The organism is Phascolarctobacterium succinatutens CAG:287, from assembly GCF_000434895.1.
GTDB lineage: Bacteria > Bacillota > Negativicutes > Acidaminococcales > Acidaminococcaceae > Phascolarctobacterium_A > Phascolarctobacterium_A succinatutens_A.
Genome location: NZ_FR892774.1, coordinates 1 through 3,606 on the forward strand (window position 1 = coordinate 1; position 3,606 = coordinate 3,606).

The window sequence follows — 3,606 nt, forward strand, 5'->3', positions numbered from 1 at the left end:
CCACGTGACCTAGGTTATGTCAACACTTTTTTCGACACTTTTTTGAGATTTTTTTGCTGAAACACTTGGATTCGTGGAAAAAGAAACATGCTTAACCATCGCCTTTATGGCCTTTAAAATTTCTTGAAAAAACTTCAAAAAAAGTGCTGATTTTAGCTGTTTTTTCTCAAAAAACGCTCAAAATCAGTAAAAATTTTTCTCTGCTTCAGAAATTTTTTCTCAAATTTTTGCTTGTTTTTTCCTGAAATTTCTTCATAAGGTCCTCGTAGCAACAGTGATTATACTGAATAAAATGCTCTCTTAACTCATTGTAGCTAAGAAAAATAATCCTCTGCCACTTAAGAAAGAACTATACACGGAAGAAAAAAGGCGCTATGCTTTCGCATAGCGCCAGAATAATTTTTAGTTTTAGTGCAGACGTGCACCAGCCGGGATACGCTTATCTACCATAATAAGGTTCAGCTTCTCTGCGCCTTCCTCTTCATGGATAGCAGACAGCAGCATACCACAGGAATCAATACCCATCATTTTGCGCGGCGGCAGGTTAACAATAGCAACCAAAGTCTTGCCTACCAGCTCTTCAGGCTCATAGAATGCATGGATACCGCTCAAAATTACACGATCGGTACCGGTACCGTCATTCAGGACGAATTTCAGCAGCTTTTTGCTCTTGGGTACAGCGGTACATTCTTTAACCTTAACTACACGGATATCAGACTTGCAGAAGGTGTCAAAATCAACATATTCTTCATATGCAGGCTCAATAACAACCTTAGAGAAATCGATAGTTTCCTCCTTAGCCTCTTCTACGGGTGCAGCAACAGCAGGAGCCTGCATAAAGTCAGGCTTCTCGCTTACAGCCTTGCCCAACGGTTTCATGGTCGGGAAGAACAGTACGTCACGAATGGTAGAGCTGTTGGTCAAAAACATTACCAGACGGTCGATACCAATGCCTAAACCACCTGTCGGAGGCAGGCCGTATTCCAGGGCGTTGACAAAGTCCTCGTCCATCATATTTGCTTCTTCATCGCCGTTAGCGCGTTCTTCAACCTGCTTTAAGAAACGCTCCTTCTGGTCGATAGGATCGTTCAATTCGGTAAAGCCGTTGCAGATTTCGCGGCCATAGATATAAGCCTCGAAACGATCGGTGATTTCAGGGTTTTCCGGGTTGCTCTTGGCCAGCGGGGAAATCTCTTTCGGGTGACCGGTAATAAAGGTAGGCTGAATCAGCTTATCTTCAACATATTCTTCGAAGCAGGCGTTGATAATTTTGCCAATGCCAAAGGAAGGCTCAATAGCCACATTCAGCTCTTTAGCGATAGCGCGTGCTTCTTCCAAATCGGTTACATTGGTGAAATCCTTGCCGGAATATTCTTTTACGGCTTCAATCATGCTCATACGCTTCCAGGGAGAAGCCAGCTCGATTGTAGTGCCTTCATAATTGATAGTGGTAGTGCCCAGAACCTTCTCGGCAGTCTTAACAACAACCTCTTCAGTCAGGTCCATCATATCGCGATAATCAGCAAAAGCCTGATAAATCTCAACGCTGGTGAATTCCGGGTTATGACGGTTGTCGATACCCTCGTTACGGAATACGCGGCCCATTTCATATACGCGGTCCATACCACCAACGATAAGGCGTTTGAGATACAGCTCAGGCGCAATACGCATATAAACCTGCATATCCAGAGCATTATGATAGCTGATAAACGGACGTGCAGCAGCACCACCTGCGATGGTGTTGAGAATAGGAGTTTCTACCTCCAGAAAATCATGGCTGTCGAGAACCTCGCGTACGCTTCTGATAATCTGACTGCGTTTTACAAAGGTATCACGCACTTCCGGATTAACAATCAGGTCAACATAGCGTTGACGGTAACGTGTTTCAACGTCCTTCAGACCGTGCCATTTTTCCGGCAACGGACGCAGGGATTTAGACAGCATTTCTACGGAATTTGCTTTAATAGACAGCTCGCCCATATGGGTACGGAAAGCAGTACCGGTAATGCCTACGGTATCACCGATATCCATCAGCTTAATCAGCGCATAGTTTTCTTCGCCGATAACGTCTTTACGTACATATACTTGGATACGGCCGGTCTTATCCTGCATATCCATGAAGCAGGTTTTGCCGTGGCCACGGATAGCCATAATACGGCCTGCCATTTTAACTTCGGTTTCTTTTTCGGACAGCTCATCGAACTGCGCAGCGATATCTGCCGCGCGATGAGTGTACAGGAAGCGATAACCGAAAGGTTTCCAGCCGTGCTCCTCAATTTTATGCATCTTGTCAATGCGGACCTGCATTTGCTCGTTGATTTCGTTTTCGGTAAGCACTGCAGCTTCTTCTGTATTAGGTTTATTCTTTACCTCTGCCATTGTCGCCCTTCTCCTTATTATTTAATTTCCACGATTTCGTAGGACAATTCACCTACAGGGGTTTTGGTTATAACAACGTCATGCACCTTGCGACCCAAAATAGCTGCACCTACAGGGGATTCGTTGGAAATACGGTTTTCGAACGGATCTGCTTCGGTAGTACCAACGATGGTATAGGTTTCTTCATCGCCGGTTTCTACGTCCTTCAGCAGCACGGTAGAGCCAAGAGATACAATACCTGCTGCTTTGCTGGCACTGTCATCGATGATGGTAGCAGTTTTAATCATCTGCTCCAGCTCCAGAATACGGCCTTCGTTTTTACCTTGGTCTTCCTTGGCCTGATCGTACTCGGAGTTCTCGCTCAAGTCGCCCTGTGCTCTTGCTTCCTTCAGACGTTCAACGATTTCTTCGCGGATTTCGCCCTTACGTTGAGCTAATTCTTCTTGTAATTTTTTTAAGCCATCAGCTGTTAAAATAGTTTCCTTGCTTGCCATGTTCCTGCTCCTTTATCATTATTTATATAAAAATTTTACTTACACACATATACTGATTATATATGTTGCCGGATTTACTTGTCAATATCAGCAGCCATGCACTGCCAGCGCATGCTGGGCGTTATGCTTGACTTCCTCGATATGCTGGGTAGAAACAGCACGTTCAAAATTACGGAAGCCCGCCATCTTGAAGTTATGCTTATCTGCCAGCTGTGAAATAAGATTTATCTTGTTGATATCCAGGGATCTGCCTAAGGAGAAGTTTTCATAACGGCCATCCAGTGCCAGAATCATGGTTTCTGCCATACATGCATAGGACGTGTGCGGTGGGAAGCCGAAGTTGAAATGAAAATCTACGTCACCGGGCACGTTAATAACGCCGCCTTCAATTACCAGCACATCGTTACGCTTCAGTGATACCTCACGCGATACGTTACGCGGACGCGCCACATCGCATACTACAGCGCCAGGCTTCAAATCGCCGGGCTCAATCAAGAAGTCGAGCGCGCTGGTGACGGTAATAACAATGTCAGCCTCCTGCAAAGAGGTGCGAATATCCTGGCTTACGGCAACCTCGCAATGATTTTGCTCAATAAGCTCCTGCGCCAGCTCCTCCAGTGGTCCCATATGACGTGCAACAAGCGTAATATGCTTAACCTCTTTTGCCAACAGGCGTACGGAAGCAGCACCGATAGAGCCGGTGGCACCGACTACGACAGCACGGCATTCCTTC

General features: G+C 45.7%; 2 protein-coding genes and 1 pseudogene. All 3 read right to left on the reverse strand.

Annotation, left to right across the window (positions count from 1 at the left end; all coding sequences use genetic code 11):
- Positions 1 to 408 precede the first annotated feature (408 nt).
- Positions 409 to 2,379: a lysine--tRNA ligase gene (gene lysS / locus BN587_RS03195; RefSeq protein ID WP_021719709.1), complete on the reverse strand. Its 1,971-nt coding sequence runs from the start codon at positions 2,377 to 2,379 to the stop codon at positions 409 to 411.
- A gap of 17 nt (positions 2,380 to 2,396) precedes the next feature.
- The gene (greA, locus tag BN587_RS03200) at positions 2,397 to 2,873 is read right to left on the reverse strand and encodes a transcription elongation factor GreA (protein ID WP_021719710.1); all 477 of its coding nucleotides are present in this window, start codon (positions 2,871 to 2,873) and stop codon (positions 2,397 to 2,399) included.
- Between the two features lie 87 nt (positions 2,874 to 2,960).
- Positions 2,961 to 3,606: pseudogene (locus tag BN587_RS11755) on the reverse strand (NAD(P)H-binding protein); the annotation flags it as partial.